Origin of the sequence: Oceanobacter kriegii DSM 6294 (genome assembly GCF_000422845.1) — a bacterium.
GTDB lineage: Bacteria > Pseudomonadota > Gammaproteobacteria > Pseudomonadales > Oceanobacteraceae > Oceanobacter > Oceanobacter kriegii.
Genome location: NZ_AUGV01000003.1, coordinates 506,830 through 532,261 on the forward strand (window position 1 = coordinate 506,830; position 25,432 = coordinate 532,261).

Consider the following 25,432-nt stretch of genomic DNA (forward strand, 5'->3'; position numbering starts at 1 on the left):
CTCCGGCGATTGATGCGCTGTCTTTGGATCAGTATTCGTCAGCTTGTGCAGCTGCTTCTTCCTGTGCGGCAACAGACGCTGGGGTTACCAGGCCCTCAGCAATTTCGCGCAGCGCCAGAACGGTTGGCTTGTCGTTTTCTTCTGCAACCAGCGGCTCAGAACCCTCAACGGCGATCTGGCGGGCACGCTTGGTAGCCAACATGACCAGTTCAAAGCGGTTATCAACGTTAGTCAGGCAATCTTCAACAGTTACGCGGGCCATAGGGTTTCCGTCATGGTTTTAAATCGATAGGACCGAACATTGTAGCTGAATTTTTGAACGATGGAAGGGGCTTGTGATGCCAATTGGTCATTAGCAGCCAGCTGGCGGGGCATCTCGACCGCCGTCTGCTCCGGGCGCTAGGGGTCTTGTTGAAAAGCAGTGGAGAGTCCCAGGGTGAATAGCACAGGAGTAGCGGCCAGCGGCGCTAACTGACACTTTCTGTCAGCGCGCGGCTATTGGCGGGATTTGCCTTGCCAACCGGATCACAGAACCAGTGTTTTTTGTTAGCAAAGCTTCATGGAGTGTCGGGTAATGTAAGGCAGTTTTCGGGTGGTCAGGCGCAGTGCCCCAATCCCGGTCGCAATGGCGACGGCGGATACCGATAACGAATACCAAAAACGACTACCCAAAAAACACTGATACACCGTGACCCTATTGAGGAAACCTTGATGAGATCCCTTGTTGATCACCAGTGGCCGAGCGGGTGGCGCCTGGCGGGAGTCCGGCAGCGTTATGCCCGCTTGCTGACCCCGGCGGCGTGGCGACGGCCGTTTACTGGTCAAACCCAAACCCAAACCCAAACCCAAACCCAAGCCGACACTCATAGCCTGGCACGGAGTGCCGGTGACGCTATTGGCCGGGCGTTGCGCACGCTGTTGGCATTGTCGGCGTTGGGTTTGCTGTCTGGCTGTATGGACGATGGTTACGACGGCAGCGTCACGGAATCCGGTGATGCTGCGGTGGTGGTCAACGAACAGGGCCGTGCTATTTACCAAAGCAGCTGCGCTTCCTGTCATGGTCTGGAAGGCAATGGCACATCGGTCGGGTCATCGCTGGTGGCCTGTGCAACCTGCTCATCCGTTGACGTTTTGGCCGATGAGATCAGCCGCACCATGCCGGTGGCCAATGTATCTTCCTGTGTGGGCGACTGCGCCAGTAACGTCGCCGAGTACATTATGCAGGCCTTTAATGGTGGCAGCGCAACGGTCTCAGCGCTGTCGATTGAAGGTGTTACGGCCGAGCCGTACAGCGCCACCTTGCGACGCGCTACCTTGTTGATGTTGGGTCGTTTACCCAGCCAGAGCGAGCTGAACCGGGTGCGTCTGGAAGGTGAAGACGGGCTGTCGGCGGTGCTGGATGAGGTGATGAACGAAGACGCCTTTTACGAATACCTGATGACGGTCTTCAACGAGCAGTTCCTGACCGACAAGTACCTGTCGTCCAACCTGACCCAGGGTGGCATTAACCTGCTCGATGCCGACGATTTCCCCAATCGCAAGTGGTACAACGACCAGTATCCGAACGATGAGCAAAGCAGTCTGCGCAGCTGTCTGCGAACCGAAGCCAACGATGCCGTTGCCCGCGAGCCGCTTGAACTGGTGCGTTACGCGGCCATGACCGAGCAGCCCCATACGCTGTTTGTGACCGCCGACTACATGATGGTTAACTGGTACAGCCAACAGGTATACGACGCCGAATTGGTCGACGGTGCGGCCAGCTTCCGCCAGCTGGACGAGCCAGTCTGTGCCGAAGTGGAGGCCTATGAAGAAGACGGTGTGCTGGTGCCGGCCAGCGGTGAGCGTATTTATTACGACCCAACCGACTTCAAGCCAGCGCGTATTACTCACGACACCGAATACGCCATTGGCGGTTATCCACACGCCGGGGTACTGACGTCACCGATGTTCCTGAATCGCTACCCGACAACCTACACCAACCGCAACCGTCACCGGTCGCGGATCTTTTACGACTATTTCCTCGATATCGATATTCTGGCCATCGAAGGTGATCGCCCGGAAGACGGGGTTGGCAGCGGCATTGCCAATCCGACCCTGCTGGACCCGGCCTGTTACGGCTGCCATCAGGTGATGGACCCGGTGGCCTCGGCGTTTCAGCACTGGACCGACAACGGCCGTTATATCGTCACCGGGCCGTCATCGCGCAACAGCTGGGACAGTTCTGACATCGAAGCGCCGGGGTTTAATGGAAAAACGATGCCGATTTCCGGTTCCGGTGGCTATTTCCGCAACATGCTGCAATGGCTGGGGCAAGAAACCGCCGCCGACCCCAACTTTGCCTGGGCGACGGTACGCACCCTCTATCAGGGCATGATGGCCACCCACCTGCTGGCCGCACCCGGCAGCGAGGGCAGTGACGCAGACCTGAAGGCGTACAACGACCAGCGTAAGGTGATCAACACCATCGCCACCAACATGGTGAACGACGGCTGGCGCATCAAGACCGCGGTGAAGGGCATTCTGATGTCGCCGTATTTCCGCGCCGCCGCTGTTGACCAAAGCATTCACGCCACCAGCAGCCAGTTTGGTGCCAGTCGTTTCCTCAGTCCGGAGCAAATGCAGAACAAGCTCAACGCCGTGATTGGCTTTGGCTGGGATGAATTCCGTTACGAGAGCAACCGCATCATGTACGGCGGCATGGACTCCGACAGCATCGTGGAAATGATCCGTGAGCCGAGCGGCCTGATGATTGCCATTCAGGACCGTATGGCCTCTGAAATGGCCTGTCGGGCAGTGGCCTACGACTTTACCAAGGCCGTTTCCGAGCGGGTGCTGTTCCCCGATGTGGCGGTCGATACCATGCCGCAGGACATGGACGGCAATGCCATCGATTCTTCAGCCCAGCGCATTCGTGAAAACATCGCCTACCTGTTCTGGACCTTCTTTGGTGAAGAGGTCAGCGCAGACCATGCTGAAGTGGAAGCGGCCTATCAGCTGTTCGAAGCCACCTGGCTGCAGGGCCGGGCCTTGCTTGCAAGCGATGAGCAAATGGAGCCGTCGATGGGTAACTGGCTGGAGTGGGAATGCCGCGCCCGGTGGCAGCGCAACGCCGAAGGGCGCAGCGATGGCAATCTGCCCGAGGAGCAACGGATTGACGATGATCCGGATTACGTCATCCGTGCCTGGATTGCCGTGATTACCTACCTGATGACCGACTACCGCTTCGTCTACGAATAAGGAGGCCAGACATGAAACGACGCAATTTTCTGCAAATGATGGCCGCCACCGGTCTTTTGGCGACGCCGTTTGCGGCATCCCGTGTGCACGCTGCCAGCGTGCCGCAATTCATCGTTGCCGTGAACGCCAGCGGCGGCTGGGACCCAACCAGCCTGTGCGATCCCAAAGGGCTGAACGGTTTGTACAGCGAGAACAGCGACCGCTACGAAGGCTCGACCAACTCCGTGGCGCTGGACGGCAGCAAGCGTTTTAACCAGATTCAATGGAGCGCCATTCCGGAAGGGGTATCAAACGACGTGGAGGTGCGGGCGCGGATCGAAAGCCAGTTCGACACCTTTTTCACCCAATACGGCAACCAGCTGACGGTGATCAACGGCATCGATACCGAAACCAACAACCACGACACCGGCTCGCGGGTGGTGTGGTCCGGCAACGAAGAAACCGGTTATCCCAACATTGCGGCGCTGTACGCGGCGGCGGTTGCACCGACCTTGCCGCTGGCGTTCATCAGCAATGGAGGTTACGACTTCACCGACTCACTGGTGGCGCGGGCGCGGGCCAGCAATGCCGATTTCATTGCCCAGCTGGCCGACCCGAACCTGTATTACGACCAGCGCGGTTTTATCTATCGCAGCGCCGATGCGTCGGTTGATTTGTACGATCCGGTGATCGCTGCGCGTAACGCCCGTTTGCAGCGTCAGCTGGACAATGCCGAGCTGCTGCAACGTCGTCAGCAATTGCAGGCGCTGGCCAACATCCGGGGGGCCGATAACAACCTGGCCCTGATGGTGCCAACGCTGGAAAGCATTCAGGCCAACGTCAGTCGTGACCTGAACTGGAACAGCAACCGCGCCAATGACCTGAAAAGCCAGGCCGAAGTGGTGGCGGCGGCGTTTGCGTCCAACCTCTGTGCTGGCGCAACGCTGAACTACGGCGGTTTTGACACCCACGGCAATCACGACGCCAGCGCTTATCCTCGGTTGGGCGACCTGCTGGAAGGGGTACACTTTCTGGTGCAGGCGCTGACCTATGCGGGCGTGGCCGACCGAACCACCATCGTGATTGGCTCTGACTTTGGCCGCACGCCATACTACAACTCCGGCAATGGCAAGGATCACTGGCCAGTAACCAGTATGATGGTGCTGCACCCTCAAGCCACTGGCGGTCGGGTGTTTGGTGCCAGTGGGCCAGGCTTTGAAGCGCAGTCGATCAATACCGAAACCGGCCTGATCGACAGCGCCAATGGCCAGCGGTTGACGCCAGCCCATGTGAATGCCTCGCTGCGTGCCTTGCTGGGAATCGACAACAGTGCGGTGGTGCAATCCTATTCCCTGGGTTCCAATCCGTTCCGGATATTTGCCTGATCATCGGAGTTTTCGAATGCGTATCAAATTATCAACATTGTGTGCTGGTGCTGCCACGGCGGCCCGTCAGGCGCAGGGTATGGTGAAAAAACCGGCTTTGACGTTAATGGCGGTGGTGGCAATGGGACTGCTTCCTGCCAGTGCGATGGCCGTCAGTGCCGGTGATCCGGCACCGGACTTCCGTTTACCTGTTCTGGGAACTAAAGCTGAACAATCCCTGCAGGATCACCGTGGTCAGGTGGTGTATCTGGATTTCTGGGCATCCTGGTGTGCGCCGTGCCGCAAGTCGATGCCGTTTATGGAAGCCCTGCATCAGGAGCTAGCGTCAGAGGGCTTGCGGATTCTGGCGGTCAATCTCGACGACGAACAAGCCCCGGCTCTGAAGTTTGTTGAACGTTACGGCGTCACCTACACCAATCTGTTCGATGGCATGGCGACCCTGCCAGAGAAGTACAAGGTCATGGGCATGCCAACGGCGGTCCTGATTGACCGCAAAGGCGTGGTGCGTTGGGTGCATGCAGGCTTCAGCAGCAAGGACGAGGCTGAGATTCGTCAGCAAATTGAAGCGGTATTGGCGGACCCGTCATGAACAAGGGAATCACTCGTGTTGCTGCCGGGCTACTGTGCGGCAGTCTGTTGCTGGCATCGGGGTGTGCCCAGGTGGCCCCCTGGCAGCGAGGCCATTTGGGCTCTGACGTCATGAGCTGGGACAGCAATGCCCTCAAGCGCAGCCTCGATGATCATATTCACAGCAGCAAGGAAGCCAGCTCGGGCGGTTTTGGGGCCGCTGGTGGTGGTTGCGGGTGCAACGGATGAGTCAGCAACAGAAGCCGTTAACCGCCTTTGCGGTGTTGTCGGCAGCGGCCGCCAGTATGGCGTTGCCGGTGGCGGATGCACAGGCAGAAGCGCGTCCCGACGAACGCGTCATCAGTTACCGCAACAGCCAGTATCAGGAAGACGATGCCCCGGCCTCGCGGACCTTCAACGGTGTTACCGACCGCTATAGCGTCAATGTGCACCAACTGGGGTTCGATACGCCGATTGCCGACGACTGGTACCTGACCTCTGAGCTGCAATACGAAACCATGTCCGGTGCATCACCGATGCAGACCTACGAAAACAGCGACGGCCAAAGCGTGCTGGTGATGAGCGGTGCCAGCATCGACGACACCCGCATCGACCTGAAGCTGGCGCCTACCCGCTATTTCGAGCAGGGCACCGTGGGTGGCTCGGTGGCGATTTCCAGCGAAAACGACTATCAGTCGTTAGCAGCCGGGGTGAATGGCTCGTTGGCTCTGTTTAACGACATGGCGACCTTGCAGGGCGGCGTGAGCCTGGCTCATGACACCCTGTCGCCAACTGATCCGGAGTTATCCACAGCCCGTCAGCAGGCCGATGGCGCAACCAAAACCACGGTGTCGCTGTTTCAGGGCGTATCGCTGGTGCTGAACAAGGATTCGGCGCTGAATCTGGGGTTGGTTGCTACCCACAGCAGTGGTTATCTGTCCGACCCCTACAAAACCGACGATCGCCGCCCCGACAGCCGCGCCATGCTGGCATTGAGCAGTCGCTACCGCCACTACCTCCGCTGGGGGCCAGGGCAAGAAAACGGCTGGCATCTGGATGCCCGCTGGTATCAGGACGACTGGTCCGTGCGTTCGCAGACTCTCACCACCCGGCTGGTGAGCCGCTGGACAGGGGTTCACTGGCGCTTTGAGCTGACACCGATGCTGCGTTACTACCGCCAGAGTCAGGCGGCGTTTTATGGCCTTGAACAAACGCCGGATGCCAATAACCCGCACAGCTCGGATGCCCGTTTGTCGACCTATGGTGCCTTGGCGCTGGGGCTCAGTTCCGAGTTGGGCTGGAAGGCCTGGTCGCTGTCGCTGGACTACCAAACCTACGATGCCTCGGAAGGTCTGGCGCTGGTGGGAGATACTGACAAGGAAACTCCGGGGCTGGTGGACTATCAGCTGTTCAGTCTGGGAGTGTCTTATCAGTACTGATGCCGCAATGGTTACTCGAGAGGTGATCCAGGAGGTTGCGGAGGGGCTCTGGCGCTGTCATTTCACGGCGTTGGGTGGCCCTTGTGAGTTGCATCTTGGCTGTGACGACCGCCGTCTGACGCAGCAAGCAGCAGCGGCGGTGGAAGCTGAGACCCGCCGTATCGAAGCCAAATATTCCCGCTATCAACCAGACAGCGTGCTGTCGCAGCTGAATGCCCGCGCCGGTTTGGCTTGCCCGATTGATGCTGAGACTCATCAGTTGCTGAATTTTGCCTGGCTGTGCTTTCAACAGAGCGACGGACTGTTTGATATCAGCTCGGGGGTATTGCAACAGGCGTGGGATTTTCGCCAGCCGCGGCTTCCCGAACCGCAGACCCTGCAACCCTTGTTACGGCGGATTGGGCTGGAGCGTATGCAGCTGCAATCGGATCAGGTTCAGATTCCCGCCGATATGGAGCTGGACCTCGGTGGCCTTGGCAAGGAATACGCCGTTGATCGGGCGGCGGCGGTGTGTCAGCAGCTGGGCATTCGCTCCGGTCTGATCGACTTTGGCGGCGATATTCAGGTGCTCGGCCCGAAGGCCGACGGCTCACCCTGGCTCGTGGCGGTGCGTAACCCCGCGCAACCGGATCAGCCGCTGGCCGGGCTGCCGGTGTATCAGGGTGGTGTTGCCAGCAGTGGCAATTACGAACGGGGCTTTGATCTGGATGGCCGTCGTTATTGCCATATTCTTAACCCGCGCACCGGCTACCCGGTGGACTACTGGGCGTCGGTCACGGTGGTGTCTGGCAGTGCGCTGTTGGCCGGTTGTTTGTCGACCATTGCCATGCTCAAACAGGCGACAGCATTGGCGTGGCTGCAACAGCAGAAACAAGCCTTTCTGGCGGTCACTACAGACGGTCGCCAGCATCGCTGGCCAGACCAGCCAAGTGTGGAATAACGTTGGCACTCTGTGGTGCTCTGTGAGCAAAACGCCGTTGGCGGTATGAAAATGTTGGCATGGCGGTAAAGAAGGGTATGGCTTTGTCTGGTTGGCCGTTTTCTTAAAAAAACACAGTGTTTCTCGGGCTACCCTCATCAGCGGTATTAGCACCATCAGCAGTTTCTGTTCATGGCATGGATGAGGACTCTCTTATGAAAAATACGCCTTCGATGGACGTAATCAGCCGTCGCAAACTCTTGCTCAGCTCGGCGTCATTGGCCGTTGCCATTCCTGTTAGTGGTCTGGTGGGCTGCGGCAGCAGTTCAGACAGCTCGACCGCGGGCAGCACAACAACCGATGACAGCACTTCGGATAGCGCTACTGATAGCTCTTCTGATAGCTCGACGGACGATTCCAGCAGCACGGAATCCCTGAGTCAGGACAACAGCGATGTTGACTGGGCGACGGGCGGCACCAGCAACGCCACGGTGGAGTACCCCAACCCCTTCGAGGAGGGCAGCTATTCCACTTGCACCCTCACCACCGAAACCACCGAAGGCCCCTGTTATTCGGATTCTGTTGAGCGGGAAGACATTTCCGAAGGGCTCGACGGTTTGCCAACCCGTTTGTGCTTCAGGGTGGTGGACGAAAACTGCGATCCGGTGGCTGGCGCGGTGGTCGATATCTGGCATTGCGACCGCTACGGGGTCTACTCCGGCGATGGCATGACCGCGGTGGATTTCTGCACCGGCGGCGATGAGGAATACACCAGCAACGATTTCTTTCGCGGCACCCAAACCACCGACGACGATGGCTATGTCTGGTTCAGCACCTGCTGGCCAAGCTGGTACTCGAGCCGGGCGGTGCACATTCACTTTATGGTGATCATCGACGACTTGACCTACGTAACCTCCCAGGTGGGTTTTGCCGACACGTTGGTCGACGACATCATCACCAACTGCACCGACTACAGCGACACCGGTCGCGGTTTGCCGGATACCTACAACTACGACGACACCGTGTTTCCGAGCACCGGCTACGAAGAGTATCTGCTGGATACCCACAAAATGTCGGACGGCTCCCTGTTGGCCTGGAAAGAGCTGATGATCGACAGCAGCAATGGTTACAGCCGCTCTGACAGCAGTGATGACATGAGTGGCGGTGGCATGGGCGGGACACCACCAGATGGGGATATGGGCGGCACTCCGCCGGGTGGTTTCTGATTCTGACCGCCCCTGTGACCGCTCCTTTGGCCAAAAAATCGGCCATAAAAACGCCCGTCGGGATCACTCCTGACGGGCGTTTTGTATTCTTGCGGTTAAACGGAGTTAGCCGTTTAACAGGCCTTGCAGGGTGTCGGCGTGACGTTCACGCTGGGCTTCCAGACGGTGACGACGGGCGATCACAATGGAGCGCAACTCTTCGAGGGTGTTGTCGAAGTTGTCGTTGATGATCAGGTAGTCGTATTCGCAGTAGTGGCTCATTTCAGACTGGGCGTCGCGCATGCGGCGTTCAATGGTGGCTTCGTCGTCCTGACCACGCTTGGTCAGGCGCTCACGCAGGGCTTCGATGGACGGCGGCGCAATAAACACCGACACGGCTTCCGGCATCAGCTTGCGCACCTGCTCGGCACCTTGCCAGTCAATTTCCAGAATCACGTCGCGGCCGGCCGCCAACTCGCTTTCCACCCATGGCTGGGAAGTACCGTAGAAGTTGTCGAACACCTGAGCGTGTTCCAGAAAGGCCGCGTTGCCGATCATGGTTTTGAATTCGTCGACAGACACAAAGTGATAAGCCACGCCGTTTTCCTCACCCGGACGCGGCGCGCGGGTGGTGTGGGATACCGACACACCAATGTGCTTGGTGGTTTTCAGCAGGGCGTTTACCAGACTGGTTTTGCCGGCACCGGATGGGGCCGAAAAAATAAACAGGGTGCCAATCATTGTCTCAGAGATCCGAACATGTTCGTGAATAGCTATCCAGTATAACCCGAATTGGCAGGCGATGGCGGCCCCGGGGTTTAATGCAGGCCAAACCACCAGACCGCGCTGGCGGTAAGAAACGAAAAGGGCATCGACAGCAAAATCATCAGCGCAATTTCGTCTTTCGGACCGCCGTATTTGACGGTGAGCAGGTAGCTGATGACCGCCATAGGCATGGCCATCTGCACCATCATGGTGAGCTGCTCGGTGCTGCTGAGGGGCATAAAGCGGGTCACCACAAACGCCACAGCGACGCCGACCAGCGGTCGCCAGGCCGAAAACAGCAGTACGCGCCCTAATGCGCCCTTGTCGGACAGCTTCAGCTGCGACACCGAGCGGCCCAGCAGTAACAGCATCACTGGCAGGGTGATAGAGCCCAGCATATCGAGAGTGTTCATGACCGGGGTCGGCAGTTGCCAATCCAGTAACAACAGCAGCGCGCCCAGCAGCAATGCCATTACCGGGCCGTTTTTCAACAGTGCTTTGGGGTGGTAGCTGCCCGACATGGTGCCGGTGCCAAGGGTGAAGTGGCTGATCTGCACCACCGATGAAATCACGATTCCGGCCGCCAGGCCCGGTTGTCCAAAGAAGGCGAAGCAGACCGGCAAGCCGAGGTTGCCGGTGTTGGGGTTGGTCAATGGCGAGACATAAAACGTCGGGCTCAGCTTCAGTAACTTCAGCAGTCCCCAGTTGATCATGGCGACCAAAGCCAGAATCACCACCGTCGACAGAATCAGGCTACCCATGGCTTCGACGTCCATTTCCATCACCAGTACCGAGTGCAACAGCAAGGCAGGAATCCCGACATTGGACACCAGGCTGCCCAGTTGGGGGCTGTCCAGATAGTCGGTTTTGCGGCTTAACAGAATCCCCAGCAACATCAGACTGAAGATGGGGGTCAGTGCCGTGGCGAGGGCATGCAACATGAAGGGCTCCAGCAGGCACCAGATGGCTTGGAAGGTGCCAGAATCGTCAGGATAAGCGCCGGAGTTTACGGGGTACTTCTATGGCTGACTAATTAGGTAACGGCCGTTATGTATCAATTTAATTGATAGGGTCACTGGCCTTCGGAGTGTCCCGAATGAGCCACCAGCGTGAGGCCGGTGGCTTGTCCCGTCAAGGACAGAATCAGTCGTTCAGTACCGCCACACTGGCGCTGCGTTCCAGACACAGGTTCAGCCAGCGGGTGACGTTGGGGTAATTGCTCAATTCCAATGTCTCGCGGGCTTCGTAGTGCACCGTCAGGGCGCGTACCCATGGCCAGCTGGCGATGTCGGCAATGGTGTAGTCGTTGCCCATGATCCAGGTGCGGTTTTGCAGTCGCTCATTGAGTACCGTCAGCAGACGTTGGGTTTCGCCCTTATAACGCTCCAGCGCGTAGGGGTCTTCAATGTTGGCGCCGCCGTAGGAGTGGAAGTGGCCAAATTGCCCGAACATCGGGCCGATGCCACCCATCTGGAACATCAGCCATTGAATGGTGCGGTAGCGCGCGTGGTGATCGCTGGGGATAAAACGGCCGGTTTTCTCCGCCAGGTAGATCAGGATGGCTCCGCTCTCCCACAGTCCCAGTGGGTTGCCGTCCATGCCGTGCGGATCAATGATGGCGGGGATCTTGCCGTTCGGGTTGAGCGACTGGAATTCCGCCGAGTGTTGCTCGTCGTCGCTGAAGCTGACGAGGTGTTTTTCATACGCCAGACCGCATTCTTCCAGCATGGCAGAGACTTTCAGACCGTTGGGGGTATCGACGCTGTAGAGCTGGATAATGTCCGGGTTGGTGGCGGGCCAGCGTTCCGTAATGGTGTATGGCTTGAACATGATTGCCTCCTGCGCATCCCTCTACTGCGGGATGGGCGTAGCCCAGCCCCGGAATGGCGTGTATTTGTTGTTTGAGCCTGTTGTCCCGTGCCGATATCAAGCTGCGAGACCAAACTGCGATATCAAGCTCCAATATCAAGCTCCAATATCAAGCTGCTATATCAGGTTTCAGGCACTGAACGGCAGGCGCTGTTTATAAGGCACTTGCTTAAGCTCCTGGTTCGGTTTTGTACGTTCCTTAACCAGAACGGATTGTTGCAGCGGGCTTGTTGCAGAGGGCCTGCTGAGAGCGTGTTCCAGCTGCCCAAGACAAAATTGCCAATTGCAGGGCTGGCCACATTCGTCGCTCGTAATCCGTCAGCAAGTGGTTATGCTCGCTGATTTGCGTGTTGTCTTTGCATGTCTGCGTCTCAACGAATATTCAAGGTTCGCCGCCACTACAACAAATGGGTCACCGAGCAGACGCTGGAAGACTTTGCGCTGCGCTTTACCGCTCGTAGCGGTCGCCGGATGTCGATCGAACGGGTGGCGCAAACGGCGCTGGGCGCCACAGCGTTTCTGGCGCTGGAAGGCATAGCCGCAGCGGTTACCCTGAATTACGGCTTTACCAACACCGTCGCTGCTATGCTGGTGGTGTGTCTGTTGTTTTTTATCACCGGTTTCCCGATCACCTACTACTCCGCCCGTCACGGACTCGATATCGATTTGCTGACCCGCGGAGCAGGCTTTGGCTATTTGGGCTCGACCCTGACCTCGCTGATTTACGCCACCTTCACGTTTATTTTCTTTGCCATCGAGGCGGTGATTCTGGCCGGTGCTCTGCATGCCCTGCTGGGTGTGCCGTTAGCGATTGGTTACTTCCTTTGTGCGGTGGCGGTGATTCCGATTGTGACCCACGGCATCAAGACCATCAGTAAATTCCAGTCAGGCACCCAGTTGTTGTGGGTGGCCTTGCAGCTGGCGGCACTGGCGGTGGTGATCATTAACGAGTCGGAGCATTTGGCCGCCTGGACCGGTTTCAGTGGCCTTGGGCAGGCCTTGCCAGCGGCGGACAGCCTACCGGAAGCGGATGTTGCCGCCGGTGCCGTCAACAGCGCTGCCGGCAGCTTCAACATCCTGCTGTTTGGGGCGGCTGCCTCGGTGTTTTTTGCACTGGTGCCGCAAATCGGCGAGCAGGTGGATTATTTGCGATTTATGCCGCCGAAAAACGACAACAACCGCAAACGCTGGTGGTTCTGGCTGATTCTGGCGGGGCCGGGCTGGGTGTTGATCGGCATGATCAAAATGCTGCTGGGCTCGTTTCTGGCCTATCTGGCCATTACCCAGGGCATGAGCTACGCCGAAGCCACCGATCCGACCCATATGTATCAGCGGGTGTATTTTTACCTGACCCAGTCAGAGGGAACGGCACTGCTGCTGGCGGCGCTGATGGTGATCATTTCGCAGATGAAAATTAACGTCACCAACGCCTATGCGGGCTCGATTGCCTGGTCGAATTTTTTCTCGCGGCTGACGCATTCCCATCCGGGCCGGGTGGTGTGGCTGGTGTTCAACGTCACCATTGCCTTGCTGTTGATGGAATTGGGCATTTATCAGGCGCTGGAAGCGGTACTGGGGGTGTTTGCGATTCTGGCGGTCAGCTGGTTGGGTTCGCTGGCGGCTGATCTGTTGATCAACAAACCGCTGGGCCTGAGCCCGAAAACCCTCGAGTTCAAACGGGCGCACCTGTACGACATCAACCCGGTTGGGGTTGGCTCCATGCTGCTGGCGACGACGCTGGGAGTGTTGTCGTATCTCGGGGTATTTGGCGATGTGCTGGCGACCCTGAGTCACTTTGTCAGCCTGTTGGTGTGTTTTATCGCGGTGCCCTTTATCGCCTGGATGACCGGCGGCAAATACTATCTGGCGCGTACCTCACCAGAGCTGGATGAACTGGCACTGACCCCGGCACCGGTGGATGCGGCAACGCAAGGACGACCGTTGCCCGATGCCTTGCAGCACAGCCACAGCGGTACCCATAAGTGCGGTGTGTGTGAAAACCACTTCGAGCCGGAAGACATGAGCTGGTGCCCGGCCTATGCACTGCCCATCTGTTCCTTGTGTTGCAGCCTCGATGTGCGCTGCATGGATGCCTGCAAACCCTACGGCCGGGTGTCGCGGCAGATTACCCATTTCCTGTCGAAGTTTGTCTCCACCGCCACCGTCAGGCTGGTGAACTCCCGGCTGGGGCAGTTTGTGGGTTTGTTGCTGGTGGTGAACCTGCTCAATGCCGCCTTGCTGGCGTTGATTTACCGGCAGATGGCACCGCAGTCGGCGGCCGAGATTGAGCTGTTGCAGCAAACCCTCTGGACCTTGTTTTTCACCCTGCTGATTGTTTCCGGGGTGGTGTCCTGGTTGTTCCTGCTGGCCCATGAAAGCCGCGTGGTGGCGCAAAAGGAATCCAACCGCCAGACCCGCAAGCTGATGACCGAAATCGAGGCCCACGAGGAAACCGACCGCGAGCTGCAACAGGCCAAGGAGCTGGCTGAGCGTGCCAATGCCGCCAAGAGCCGTTATTTGACGGGCATCAGTCACGAGCTGAGAACGCCACTGCAATCGGTGATCGGTTACGCCCACCTGCTGGATAACCGCACCGATACCCCGGATTTTCATCGCAATGGTCTGCAAATTATCCAGCGTTCGGGCCAGTACCTGACCGACCTGATCGACGGTCTGCTGGATATTTCCCGCATTGAAGCCGGGCGGCTGGAGCTGTTCCGCGAGCGGGTCGAGCTGCCTGCCGTGATTGACCAGCTGCAAGCCATGTTTGCCATGGAAGCCAGCAAAAAGGGCATTCGGTTTGAGAGCTCGGTGCAGGGCAAGCTGCCGCAGTGGACCATGGCCGATGAAAAACGTCTGCGCCAGATTCTGATCAACCTGCTGTCGAATGCGGTGAAATACACCCCGTCGGGTGAGGTGCATTTCGACATTCGCTACCGCAATCAGGTGGCGGAGTTTTCTATTCGGGACACCGGGCCGGGCATTGATGGCGAGGCACTCAAGCGGATTTTTGACCCGTTCGAGCGCGTCCGTGATCAGGCCACCGCCAGCCTGCCGGGCACCGGCCTCGGACTGACCATTGTGCGGCTGCTGGTCGACATCATGGGCGGCGATTTGCAAGTCGACAGTGAGCCGGGCAAGGGCAGTTGCTTCCGGGTTTCGCTGATGTTGCCGTGGCTGAGCGACCAAACCGACAGCGCCCGCTCTGAAGACGAGCTGGCCGATACCCGTCATCTGGTTGGTTACCAGGGCTATCAACGTACGCTGATGCTAGTCGACGATGATCCGGTGGTACGGGGATTATTGGCCGATTTGCTACGGCCGTTGGGCTTTCAGGTGCTGGAAGCCAGCAGCGCCGAGCAGTGCCTTGGCTTGCTGGACGAGCTGATGGGCAAGGTGCCGGATCTGTTTTTGCTGGACATCTCAATGCCGGGCATGAGCGGTTTGCAACTGGCGGCGCTGTTGCGTCAGCAAGGGCTCGACGTGCCTTTGGTGATGCTATCGGCGGATGCTCAGGAGCAGGATCGCAGTGCCGATGAACAGGCCATTTACAACGACTATCTGGTCAAGCCGGTGGCTAACCGACGGCTGTTGAGCGTACTGGCGGAACAACTGCAATTGCAGTGGTCCTGGGCGCAGCCGTCCACCGCTGCAACGGCCTCGGAAGAGGCAAAACTCGAGCAACTGAATGAACATCAGCAGCAACAGCTGCGCGAGCTGATGGCGTATGCGGAAATGGGCTATCGCAAGGGCGTCCAGCAGTGTCTGGAGGCGCTGACTGACAGTGTTGTGGCTACTGATATCGCTACTGACATCGCTATAGCCACTGACACCGCTAAGCCGGGTTGGCTGACGTCATTGCAACAGTTAGCGGCAGGGTATCAGTATCAGGGATTGCAGCACGCCTGCGAACAACTGCTGGCGGATGCCCAACCGGACAGCACACAATCATGACTCTGACATGACTCTGACCACACCGGCCCGCCAAATGGCCCAGCAGAGCACGGGATTGACTGGGCAAATCGGACCATGGCGCTTGTGTTTGATGAAGCTTATCGACGAGAATCAAACTCCTTTGCAGTTTTCAGAAGCAGGAATGCTCCCGTCATGATGTCCACAACGGAATCCGGTTTTGCCAGTACCACCGCTCCCGAAAGCCGGGCGGACATGGTGTTGGTGGTGGACGACTCCCCCGATTCACTGAGCCTGATCAACGACGCCCTGGAAGCCGCCGGAGTCGAGGTGCTGGTGGCGCTGGAAGGCCGTCAGGCGCTCAACATTGCCCGCAAAATGAAGCCGGACATGATCCTGATGGATGCCATCATGCCGAACATGGACGGTTTTGAAGCCTGTCGGTTGCTGAAAAGCGACCCTGAGCTGGCCGCCATTCCAGTGATCTTTATGACCGGCCTGACCGAAACCGAGCACGTGGTGAAAGGTCTGGATGCTGGCGGTGTCGACTACCTCACCAAGCCAATCAAACCGCAGGAATTGCTGGCCCGCATGCGGGTACATTTGAAGAATGCCCGTCTTACCCACAGTGCACACACGGCACTGGACTCCACCGGCCAGCACCTGCTCACGGTGGCTGTCGATGGCCTGCCCAGCTGGGCGACCCCGCAGGTTCATGCTTTGCTGTCCAAAGCCCGGGTCGATGACCTGACCCTGAAAGCGGTGCTGGCACCGCAGTTACAGCAGTGGCTGAGTCAGCCTCTTTCCGCCGGGCAGACACTGGTGTTTAACGATATTTCCTACCCCTTGTCGGTACGCTTTGTCGAAACCCAGAGCAATGGTCAGGCGCTGTTGAAGCTGATTGACGGCGAACGCCCCACCGGGGCCGCCATGCTGCGTCAGCAGTTGGGCCTGACCGAGCGGGAGTCGGAAGTCTTGTACTGGATTGCCAATGGCAAGGCCAACCGCGATGCCGCTGAAATTCTGGGCATGAGCCCACGTACTGTGAACAAGCATCTGGAGCAGGTGTTTGTGAAACTGGGGGTGGAAAACCGCACGGCGGCGGCAGGCGTAGCACTGCGATTGCTGGCTGTCGAGTAAGGCGTCGCTACTGACAGCTTTTGTAACAGTGTTCAAGGTCAAAATAGCTAAACGGGCATTCAATTGTCGGTATTGGCAAAGTGAGTTGTCCTACAATTCTGTTCACCACTCAACTCTTCGGGTAGTTTAGTAACAGTGTTCCAACGGCGGAGCACTTGCAAGACTCCGATGCAGGCTGGGGATATCCCCTCCAGCCGTCATTTGATCGCAGATCAAAGCTGATCTCCTGTGAGGTTGGCTATTTTTTTGTCCGCTCTTCGGGAGATCGCTGTGGTATCACAGTTACCCGACTACAGAGAGTGGAGGATCGAATGAAAAACCTGATCACTTCCTTGCTGGTACTTGCCAGCCTGCTGGGCTTCAGCGTTCCCTCATTTGCCATGAACGACGCCGAGGCCATCAACGTTTCCGGCAGCCAGCGCATGCTGTCCCAGCGCATGATGAAAAGCTATTTGATGATTGGTGCCGACGTTAAAACCGACGTTGCCCAGCAGCAGCTTGACGAATCCATGGGGCTGTTCGAAGAGCGCCTGGAAGCGCTGATGAACTACGCACCCACCGACCAGATCAAAGCCCGCCTGAACAAGGTGCAAGGCATCTGGAACCAGCATCGTGGTGGCTTGCTGAAAAAACCCAACAAAGAACAAATCCTCGGGTTTATGGAAGAAAACCGCCAGCTGCTGACGGCCTGTAACGACGTGGTGGTGGAGATTGCCAAATTCGCCAACGTCCCAAGTGCCGAGCTGGTCAATATTTCCGGCCGTCAGCGGATGTTGTCGCAGCGCATTGCCAAGGCCTATCTGGCGATGTATTGGCGCATTGATTCCGATGAAGTACGTCAGGAATTTTCCGACTCCATCGCGCTGTTCGAAAAATCCCTGCAAAAACTGCAAGCCTCTGGCATGAACACCCCGGAAGTCGAGCAAGCCCTGCAACGGGTAGGCAGCCAATGGGCCTTCTCGCAAAGCGGCTTCAAACTGGATGAATCCGGTCGCTATGTGCCGACCGTTATCTCAGTGACCACCGAATCCATCCTCTGGAAAATGAACGACATCACCAAAATGTACGAACAGATTATGGCTGCGCGCAACTCCTGATCGGCTCTCCGTCGTTGGAGTGGGCGCAGTCGTTGCCCCTCAGCCAGGTAACCATGGTCTTAGCTCCCTTGATCATGCTGGTTGGATACCCTTGTGCCGCTCTTTGAGCGGCTTTTTTGTGCCTGCTGTTTTTACTTTGTTGCTTTGCTGGCGATGGTTTATCGAGAGCAAGCTCCCTCCCACGCTATTGGCCAGGCGCCAGACGCCAGAGCACCTACGTCAAATGACGTACCCCGCTACGTAAAACAACGCATGGGCTTGCGTTAATCGGCCAATACCTGCCGTTACAAGAATATCGAATACTGAAACTGTTCTGGGGAAGGCCATCTGGCCACAAACGATAACGAGCACAGGAACTCGATATGAAATTCAACAAGCTGTTTGCAGGTGTCACTCTGGCACTGGGTACGTCCATGGTTACCTTTACCGCGACCGCAGAAGACACCATTAAAGTCGGTGTACTGCACTCCCTGTCCGGCACCATGGCGATCTCCGAAACCACGCTGAAAGACACCGTACTGATGATGGTGGAAGAGCAGAACAAGGCAGGCGGTTTGTTGGGCAAAAAGCTCGAGCCTGTCGTGGTTGACCCGGCTTCCAACTGGCCTCTGTTTGCGGAAAAAACCCGTGAGCTGCTGACTGAAAAAGACGTGGATGTGATTTTCGGTTGTTGGACGTCAGTGTCCCGTAAATCGGTACTGCCAGTGATTGAAGAACTGAACGGCCTGATGTTCTACCCGGTTCAGTACGAAGGTGAAGAGTCTTCCAAAAACGTGTTCTACACCGGTGCAGCGCCGAACCAGCAGGCCATTCCAGCGGTTGACTACCTGATGAACGACCTCGACGTTGAGCGTTGGGTACTGGCTGGCACCGACTACGTTTACCCACGCACCACCAACAAGATTCTGGAAGCTTACCTGAAGTCCAAAGGCGTGGACGCCAAGGACATCATGGTGAACTACACCCCATTCGGTCATTCCGATTGGCAGTCCATCGTTTCCGACATCAAGAAATTCGGCAGCAAGGGTAAGAAGACTGCCGTGGTTTCTACCATCAACGGCGACGCCAACGTACCTTTCTACAAGGAACTGGGTAACCAGGGTATCTCTGCGGAAGACATCCCGGTGGTTGCCTTCTCGGTAGGTGAAGAAGAACTGTCCGGTATCGACACCAAACCATTGGTAGGCCACCTGGCCGCCTGGAACTACTTCCAGTCCGTGGATACCGCGGAAAACGAACAGTTCATCGATACCTGGAAAACCTTCATCAAGAACGAAGACCGCGTCACCAACGACCCGATGGAAGCGACTTACATTGGTTTCAAAATGTGGGCGCAAGCGGTTGAGAAAGCCGGTACTACCGACGTAGACGCGGTTGAAAAAGCCATGATCGGTCAGGAAGTGAAGAACCTGACGGGTGGTGTTGCGGTGATGAACAAAAACCACCACCTGAGCAAGCCGGTTCTGATTGGCGAAATTCAGGACGACGGCCAGTTTGAAGTGGTTTGGGAAACCGACGGCGTGGTGGCTGGTGACGCATGGTCCGACTTCCTGCCAGGTTCCAAGGACCTGATCGCTGACTGGACTGCGCCTACCGAGTGCGGCAACTACAACGTCAAGACCAAGTCGTGTGGTGGCAGCATGGCCACTGCCGAGTAAGGCTTGTTCCTGGAGACTGTCGGAGGAACTGGAACCGGGTATCCCTGATACCGGGTTCAATTCCTCCGGATGTTAACGTCAGGGTAGGTTGGGCCCCGCCCAACAACCGATGGGCTTGGCCCATCCTGCTCCGATGTGAATCCGGTGAAGACGCATGTATTTGCGGGTGCAGTAAGGAATGTCACTTAACGGATAGCCTGCTGTACCTTCAAATTAAAACGACCTCGCACCACCCATTTATCCACAGCTTCACCCGCCACTGCGGGGTGTTACAACCGAAGCGGAGATCAACGTGAAAAAACTAATGTGCATCAGTTTCTGGCTGATGGGGTGTTTGCTGCCCGCGCTTTCCCATGGCGCCGAGCCTGACGCCGCTGAAGCTGCCATTCAGGCCGGCCATTCCGACTCTGAAACCATTCCGAAACTGGTGCAGCAGCTGACAGAAAAGTCGCTGACCAAAGCCATTCCTGTGCTGGAAGCACTGGCACGTGAAGGTGGTGAAACCATGCTGCCGCTGTTCCGTACCATGCTGAATGGCGACCTCTATTACGTAAAAGCCACAGGGCGGGTGGTTGGCCAGCAGGAAGTCGACGGTGAGACCTCCTACAAGGACCTCCTGACCGCTGAACCGGTCACTGGCCTTGGCAAGCGCGATACCAAAAAGATTCGTGTAAACAACAAGTTACGCGGTTTCCTGCGTGATTCTATCTCGCGCATTCAATTGTCTTCCGAAGACCCTGCCAAGCGTGGCGCAGCGGTTCGCAGCCTGCTGTCCGACCTCGACGACAGCACGGTGCTGGCCATCAGCGAAGCCCGTGAAAATGAAACCGATGCCGATGTTATGGCGACCATGGATCTGGCGCTGGCGATGTACGCCCTGGCCGAAGGCAACTCGGATGTAGAAAAAATGGACGCTATCGAACAGCTGTCAGGCAGTCTGGAGCAGGATGTGCGTAACCTGCTGCGCCAGTATGCGGAAATGGAGCCGGATCACAGCGACTACAACGCCAAGGCATCCGCTGCTGCCAGTAAGGCTTTGAGCAAGATTCAGGAGAAAGTCGAGTTCTACGGCTTTGTCGACCAGCTGTTTTTTGGCCTGAGCCTCGGCTCGGTACTGCTGCTGGCAGCCATTGGTCTGGCTATCACCTTTGGTGTGATGGGGGTGATCAACATGGCCCACGGCGAAATGATCATGTTGGGCGCTTACACCACCTACATCATTCAGATGCTGCTGCCGAATCACATCGACCTGTCTATCTGGATTGCGATTCCGGCGGCCTTCATTGTGTCTGGTCTGGTGGGTGTCGCCATTGAGCGTGGTGTGATTCGCCATCTCCATGGACGCCCGTTAGAAACGCTGCTGGCGACCTTTGGTATCAGCCTGTTCCTGCAGCAGCTGGTGCGCACGGTGATTTCGCCGCAGAACGTACCGGTATCCACTCCAAGCTGGATGTCCGGCACGCTGGACATCAACCCGGTGCTGTCACTGACGCTGAACCGCTTGTACATCCTGGCGTTTGCGCTGCTGGTGTTCTTCGCGCTGTTGATCATCCTCAAGAAAACCAACCTCGGTCTGAACGTTCGTGCGGTATCGCAGAACCGTGCCATGGCCCGTGCTATGGGCGTTCGCTCGGATCGTGTGGATGCGCTGACCTTTGGTCTGGGTTCCGGTATTGCCGGTATCGCCGGTGTGGCTCTGAGCCAGCTGACGAACGTTGGTCCTAACCTCGGCCAAAGCTACATCATCGACTCCTTTATGGTGGTGGTATTCGGTGGCGTCGGTAATTTGTGGGGCACTCTGGTGGCGGCTTTCTCGCTGGGCATTGCCAACAAGTTCCTTGAGCCGGTCACCGGCGCGGTATTGGCCAGCATTCTGGTGCTGGTGTTCATCATCCTGTTTATTCAGAAACGTCCGAAAGGCCTGTTTCCTCAAAAAGGGAGGGCGGCCGAATGAGCTCCCTGATTTCTTCTATCTTCGCCAATCGTGGTCAACCGGGTGGCCGAGTGATGCCGTTTGTGATGATTCTGCTGGTGGCCACGGTACTGGCATCCTGCCTTAACCTGTTCACGCCGGAAGGTTCGGCGCTACACGTTAGTACCTACACCATCACCCTGTTAGGCAAGTATCTGTGTTACGCCATGCTGGCACTGGCCGTCGACGTTATCTGGGGCTACTGCGGTATTTTGAGCCTTGGCCACGGTGCGTTTTTCGCGCTGGGTGGCTACGCCATGGGCATGTACCTGATGCGTCAGATTGGTGATCGTGGTGTGTATGGCAACCCGATCCTGCCGGACTTTATGGTGTTCCTCGACTGGCAGGAGCTGCCGTGGTTCTGGCTCGGTATGGATCAGTTCTGGTTCGCCATGATCATGGTGATTCTGGTGCCGGGTATTCTGGCTTATGTGTTCGGTTTTCTGGCTTTTCGTTCCCGCGTGACGGGCGTTTACCTGTCGATCATGACCCAGGCGTTGACCTACGCGCTGATGCTGGCCTTCTTCCGCAACGAAATGGGCTTTGGTGGCAACAACGGCCTGACCGACTTCAAGGACATCCTTGGCTTTGACCTGCAATCCGATACCACTCGCATTGTGCTGTTCCTGATTACCGCGGCTCTGTTGAGTGTGGCGCTGGTGACCAGCCACTGGATCATGAACTCCCGTATGGGAAAGGTGATTCTGGCGGTACGCGACAGCGAATCCCGCGCCCGTTTCATCGGCTACAAGACCGAAACCTACAAGGTCTGGCTGTTTGTGTATTCGGCGGTGATTGCGGCGGTAGCCGGTGCCTTGTACGTGCCGCAAGTCGGCATCATCAATCCGGGCGAGTTTTCTCCAATTAACTCCATTGAAGTGGTGATCTGGGTCGCTGTGGGTGGCCGTGGAACCCTGATCGGAGCTGTCGTTGGGGCGTTGCTGGTGAATTACGCCAAGACCCGCTTTACCGCCATTCTGCCGGAAGGCTGGCTATTTATGCTGGGCGCGCTGTTTGTGCTGGTAACCCTGTATCTGCCAAAAGGACTGATGGGTTTGTATGGTCAGTTGAAGGATAAATTTTCCGGGCCGTCTGGTCCGTCATCAGCTAACGACCGCAAGACAAGTGACACTGCCGAAGGAGCCAGCGCATGAACATGATTGAAGAGCGCGTCAGCAAGGCCCGTGAGCAGGCTAGCGAATTTTTCCGGCCGGATCAGGTCTGGCCATTTCTGGTGCCGGACCAGCCCCAGCAAGTGGACGTATCCAAGCAGGTGCTGCTGTACGTGGAAGGCCTGAACCTGAGCTTTGATGGCTTCAAGGCACTGAACGATCTCAACCTGTACATCAATGACGGCGAGCTGCGCTGTCTGATTGGTGCCAACGGCGCCGGTAAAACCACCCTGATGGACGTGATTACCGGCAAAACCCAACCGGACTCCGGCACCGTCTATTTTGGTTCCAACATCAATCTGCTGGACCGCAGCGAAGATGAAATTGCCCAGCTCGGCATTGGCCGTAAATTCCAGAAGCCAACCGTGTTCGAAGCCCAGACGGTATTCGACAATCTCGAGCTGTCGCTGAAATCCAACAAGGGGGTGATCCCGACCCTGCTAGCGCGGTTGTCGCCCACCGAGATTCAACGCATCGACGAGGTGTTGAACATCATTGGTCTGCAAGAACAGCGTTTTATGCTGGCGGGTGCGCTTTCCCATGGTCAGAAGCAGTGGCTGGAAATCGGCATGTTGCTGATGGCTGATCCGCGCTTGTTACTGGTGGATGAGCCGGTCGCAGGCATGACACCGCAGGAAACCGAACGTACCGCAGAACTGCTGCAATCGCTGGCTGGTGAGCGCACTGTGATTGTGGTGGAACACGATATGGAATTTGTGCGTTCTATCGCTCGTACAGTAACGGTACTGCATCAGGGCTCGGTACTGGCGGAAGGCACCATGGATCAGATCCAGGCCAACAAAGACGTGATTGAAGTGTATCTGGGGGAAGACGCATGATCGCCATTAATCAGGTAAACCAGCTTTACGGCGGCACCCAGATTCTGTGGGACCTGAACCTCAATATCGAAAAGGGCTCCTGCACCTGCATCATGGGCCGTAACGGTGTGGGTAAGACCACTCTGTTGAAGTGCCTGATGGGCTTGCTGCCAGTGTCCAACGGCGAAATTCTGTTGAACGGCAAAGCTCTGCACAAACAAAGCGCCGAATCCCGCGCTTTGGCGGGCATTGGCTATGTGCCACAGGGCCGCGATATTTTCCCGATGCTGACGGTGGAAGAGAACCTGCGTATCGGCCTGCCGATTCGCAAGCAGCGCCTGAAAATGCTTGGACGCGAAAATGAAACCCACGATATTCCGGAAAAAATCTTCGAGCTGTTCCCGGTCCTGAAGGAGATGATGCATCGTCGTGGTGGCGATTTATCTGGCGGTCAGCAGCAGCAATTGGCTATCGGACGAGCGTTAGTTATTGAGCCCGAGGTACTGATCCTTGACGAACCCAACGAAGGCATTCAGCCTAACATCGTCAAACAAATAGGCGATGTGATCCTGAAACTCAATGCAGAAGAGGGATTAACCGTTATTCTGGTCGAACAGAAGCTGGGCTTTGCCCGCCGGGTTGGCCGTGAATTCCGGCTGATGGAAAAGGGTCGGGTCGTCGCTAGTGACAAAATGGACAATCTGTCCGATGAGCTGATTCGGCAGTATCTGGCGGTATGATGCTGGCAAAACCTGACCGGGTGGTCATTGTGTGGCCTGAATCATCAGCCCAGCCGTAACAAGGAGCGATTTGCATGAACCTCGCCGTCTCATCGACGACGCAGGCCCAGCCTGACAATCAGACGGACAGCCCGGTAAATCACGGCGACGCAACCACGCAAGCATCCCGCTGGGATGCCTCTTTGACTCTGGGCATCGAGTCTACCGCCCGTGGCTCCGTTCTGAAAACAAAGTCCCATCAGGGGCCTCTGTACATTCAAAAGCCGTTTTACCCCGAAGGTCGTGAACTGGCGCACCTGTATCTGCTGCACCCGCCGGGTGGCATGGTGTCTGGCGATACGCTTGCCATTGGCGCCAACCTCGGCGAGCAGGCACAGGCGCTGATTACCACGCCGGGGGCAGGCCGCGTATACCGCGCTCGGGGTGACAAAACCCTGCAACATCAGATCATTGAATTCAACGTCGCTGCCAACGCTTCGCTGGAATGGCTGCCATTGGAAGCCATTATCTATCCGGGTGCCGTGACCAAACTGGATACCCGAGTGAACCTTCAGGGTAACGCTCGTTATATCGGTTGGGACGTCACCAGCCTGGGATTGCCCGCGCAATGTGCGTTGTTCAACGCCGACAGTGCCCTGAATCAAACCCTGAACATCTATCGTGATGGCAAGCTGTGTCTGCGTGAACGGCTGGTGATTGGTGCGAATAGCAAGGGCCAGCAGGCCATGCTGAGTGCCAACAGCGGCCTCAAAAATCGGCCGATCAGCGGCATGATGGTGGCCGGGCCGTTCGACAGTGGTTCGGTTGATAATGATTCAGGTAGTAACGCTCAGATTACCGAAGCCTTGATGGATGAGCTGCGTGACCTGTGTGATGGCTGGAACGCCCGCGACTCACAGGCGTTAGCTGGCGTTACCCTGAACCACGATTTTCTGATTGTTCGCTATCTGGGTTCATGCTCCGAACAGGCCCGCAACCTGTTCGTCGAATGCTGGGCTCGGATTCGACCTCTGTTACTGAACAGAAGCGCCTGTCCGCCGAGGATTTGGGCGACGTGATTTAAAGTCTGGCGTCAGGTGTCTGGCGTCGGGCGCGATTAACTCGTTCCCACGCTCCTGCGTGGTAACGGCTCGGGGCGACCCGAAATGAAATAACAACGAGGGCTCTATGGAACTGTTGCCAAGAGAGAAAGACAAGCTGCTGGTGTTTACCGCAGCCTTGCTGGCCGAGCGCCGCCTGAACCGTGGCCTCAAGCTGAATTACCCGGAAGCGGTGGCCTACATCACCATGGAAATCATGGAAGGCGCCCGTGACGGCAAAACCGTGGCCGAATTGATGGGCTACGGCAAAACCCTGCTGACCGCCGATCAGGTGATGGATGGCGTGCCGGAGTTGATCCACGAAGTGCAGGTGGAAGCGACGTTCCCAGATGGGACCAAGTTGGTGACGGTTCACGAGCCAATTTGTTAACTCGCTGGACGTCGGATGTCTGAAGCCAGACGTCTGACGCAGTTGTAGGTCGGATAAGTGAGCGAAGCGAATGCCATCCGACACAATC

21 protein-coding genes are annotated in these 25,432 nt (G+C 57.2%); 17 read left to right on the forward strand and 4 right to left on the reverse strand.

Going from position 1 to position 25,432, the window contains the following annotated elements; translation table 11 throughout:
• Positions 1–28: 28 nt before the first annotated feature.
• Positions 29–262 carry a DNA-directed RNA polymerase subunit omega gene (rpoZ, locus tag G516_RS0102305; RefSeq protein ID WP_028292293.1) on the reverse strand — a complete coding sequence of 78 codons (234 nt, stop codon included), beginning with the start codon at positions 260–262 and terminating at the stop codon, positions 29–31.
• A gap of 449 nt (positions 263–711) precedes the next feature.
• Here rpoZ and G516_RS0102310 point away from each other — a divergent pair, with 449 nt between their 5' ends.
• The 7 genes from G516_RS0102310 (at position 712) to G516_RS20675 (ending at position 8,752) form a co-directional block, all read left to right on the forward strand.
• Positions 712–3,237: a c-type cytochrome gene (locus G516_RS0102310; protein ID WP_028292294.1), complete on the forward strand. Its 2,526-nt coding sequence runs from the start codon at positions 712–714 to the stop codon at positions 3,235–3,237.
• A gap of 11 nt (positions 3,238–3,248) precedes the next feature.
• Positions 3,249–4,601 (forward strand): DUF1501 domain-containing protein, encoded by a 1,353-nt coding sequence (locus tag G516_RS0102315; RefSeq protein ID WP_028292295.1) that lies wholly within the window; start codon positions 3,249–3,251, stop codon positions 4,599–4,601.
• 16 nt (positions 4,602–4,617) lie between these two features.
• The gene (locus tag G516_RS0102320; protein WP_051218843.1) at positions 4,618–5,190 is read left to right on the forward strand and encodes a TlpA family protein disulfide reductase; all 573 of its coding nucleotides are present in this window, start codon (positions 4,618–4,620) and stop codon (positions 5,188–5,190) included.
• Positions 5,187–5,417, forward strand: coding sequence for a DUF4266 domain-containing protein (locus G516_RS0102325; RefSeq protein ID WP_028292297.1), 231 nt, complete (start codon positions 5,187–5,189; stop codon positions 5,415–5,417). The genes G516_RS0102320 and G516_RS0102325 overlap by 4 nt, the downstream gene beginning before the upstream one ends.
• A complete protein-coding gene (locus G516_RS0102330) occupies positions 5,414–6,607 on the forward strand; it encodes a DUF3570 domain-containing protein (RefSeq protein ID WP_028292298.1) in 1,194 nt (397 codons plus the stop codon). Before G516_RS0102325 ends, G516_RS0102330 begins: the two co-directional genes overlap by 4 nt.
• A 7-nt stretch (positions 6,608–6,614) precedes the next feature.
• Entirely contained in the window at positions 6,615–7,547 is a 933-nt protein-coding gene (locus G516_RS0102335; protein ID WP_051218844.1) for an FAD:protein FMN transferase, read from the forward strand.
• A 194-nt stretch (positions 7,548–7,741) separates the two neighbouring features.
• Positions 7,742–8,752, forward strand: a complete 1,011-nt coding sequence (locus G516_RS20675) for a dioxygenase family protein (RefSeq protein ID WP_036533838.1) — start codon at positions 7,742–7,744, stop codon at positions 8,750–8,752.
• A 105-nt stretch (positions 8,753–8,857) separates the two neighbouring features.
• Here the strand turns inward: G516_RS20675 and gmk are convergent, their stop codons facing one another.
• The 3 genes from gmk to G516_RS0102355 form a co-directional block, all read right to left on the reverse strand.
• Positions 8,858–9,472 (reverse strand): guanylate kinase, encoded by a 615-nt coding sequence (gene gmk / locus G516_RS0102345; protein ID WP_028292300.1) that lies wholly within the window; start codon positions 9,470–9,472, stop codon positions 8,858–8,860.
• Between the two features lie 77 nt (positions 9,473–9,549).
• Positions 9,550–10,437 (reverse strand): AEC family transporter, encoded by an 888-nt coding sequence (locus G516_RS20680; protein ID WP_051218846.1) that lies wholly within the window; start codon positions 10,435–10,437, stop codon positions 9,550–9,552.
• A 202-nt stretch (positions 10,438–10,639) separates the two neighbouring features.
• On the reverse strand, positions 10,640–11,326 hold the full coding sequence (locus G516_RS0102355) for a glutathione binding-like protein (protein ID WP_028292301.1): 687 nt from the start codon (positions 11,324–11,326) through the stop codon (positions 10,640–10,642).
• Positions 11,327–11,725: 399 nt separating this feature from the next.
• On the opposite strand from G516_RS0102355, the gene G516_RS20685 reads away from it, so the two are divergent.
• The 10 genes from G516_RS20685 (at position 11,726) to ureA (ending at position 25,344) form a co-directional block, all read left to right on the forward strand.
• Positions 11,726–15,319, forward strand: a complete 3,594-nt coding sequence (locus G516_RS20685) for an ATP-binding protein (protein WP_084644811.1) — start codon at positions 11,726–11,728, stop codon at positions 15,317–15,319.
• 153 nt (positions 15,320–15,472) lie between these two features.
• A complete protein-coding gene (locus G516_RS0102365) occupies positions 15,473–16,417 on the forward strand; it encodes a response regulator transcription factor (protein WP_245582587.1) in 945 nt (314 codons plus the stop codon).
• Positions 16,418–16,728: 311 nt separating this feature from the next.
• Positions 16,729–17,514, forward strand: coding sequence for a type IV pili methyl-accepting chemotaxis transducer N-terminal domain-containing protein (locus G516_RS0102370; RefSeq protein ID WP_028292303.1), 786 nt, complete (start codon positions 16,729–16,731; stop codon positions 17,512–17,514).
• Between the two features lie 413 nt (positions 17,515–17,927).
• Positions 17,928–19,172 (forward strand): urea ABC transporter substrate-binding protein, encoded by a 1,245-nt coding sequence (urtA, locus tag G516_RS0102375; protein WP_407635447.1) that lies wholly within the window; start codon positions 17,928–17,930, stop codon positions 19,170–19,172.
• 292 nt (positions 19,173–19,464) lie between these two features.
• Positions 19,465–21,126, forward strand: a complete 1,662-nt coding sequence (gene urtB, locus G516_RS20690; protein WP_245582588.1) for an urea ABC transporter permease subunit UrtB — start codon at positions 19,465–19,467, stop codon at positions 21,124–21,126.
• A complete protein-coding gene (gene urtC / locus G516_RS20695) occupies positions 21,123–22,298 on the forward strand; it encodes an urea ABC transporter permease subunit UrtC (protein ID WP_036533840.1) in 1,176 nt (391 codons plus the stop codon). Before urtB ends, urtC begins: the two co-directional genes overlap by 4 nt.
• The gene (gene urtD / locus G516_RS0102390) at positions 22,295–23,155 is read left to right on the forward strand and encodes an urea ABC transporter ATP-binding protein UrtD (protein ID WP_028292305.1); all 861 of its coding nucleotides are present in this window, start codon (positions 22,295–22,297) and stop codon (positions 23,153–23,155) included. Before urtC ends, urtD begins: the two co-directional genes overlap by 4 nt.
• Positions 23,152–23,874, forward strand: coding sequence for an urea ABC transporter ATP-binding subunit UrtE (gene urtE / locus G516_RS0102395; RefSeq protein ID WP_028292306.1), 723 nt, complete (start codon positions 23,152–23,154; stop codon positions 23,872–23,874). The genes urtD and urtE overlap by 4 nt, the downstream gene beginning before the upstream one ends.
• Before the next feature lie 74 nt (positions 23,875–23,948).
• The gene (locus tag G516_RS0102400; protein WP_028292307.1) at positions 23,949–24,932 is read left to right on the forward strand and encodes an urease accessory protein UreD; all 984 of its coding nucleotides are present in this window, start codon (positions 23,949–23,951) and stop codon (positions 24,930–24,932) included.
• A gap of 109 nt (positions 24,933–25,041) precedes the next feature.
• Complete coding sequence (gene ureA, locus G516_RS0102405; protein ID WP_028292308.1) at positions 25,042–25,344, forward strand: urease subunit gamma; 303 nt, start codon at positions 25,042–25,044, stop codon at positions 25,342–25,344.
• Positions 25,345–25,432 lie beyond the last annotated feature (88 nt).